Annotated in this window: 1 protein-coding gene; it reads left to right on the forward strand. The window is 71.5% G+C overall.

Going from position 1 to position 253, the window contains the following annotated elements; translation table 11 throughout:
• Nucleotides 1-22: 22 nt before the first annotated feature.
• Nucleotides 23-253, forward strand: a 231-nt coding sequence (locus AC1MHZ_RS23485) for a hypothetical protein (protein WP_482967023.1), incomplete at its 3' end; no start/stop codon positions are given.

The following is a 253-nucleotide window of genomic DNA, read 5'->3' on the forward strand; positions in this document are numbered from 1 at the left end:
GCGCTACGAGCCCCAGCTCCGGATGTACAGGCGCGTCGCGGTATCCTGGCCGAGCTTCCCGAACGCGCTGCCGGACGTGCCCGAGCAGAGGACACTGCGCGTTCCCGCCTCCGACGACACGGTCCTGACACACGACCGCAACCGAAGCATCCCGGAGGCGATCGACCGCGTTCGCCGCTACGCGCCCGCGCAGGCCCAGGCGATGATCGACGCGGGCGAGGAGTTCAGCGCCCGCCGGATGCTCGCGACCCTC

The organism is Pseudomonas sp. FA-1 (assembly GCF_056856075.1).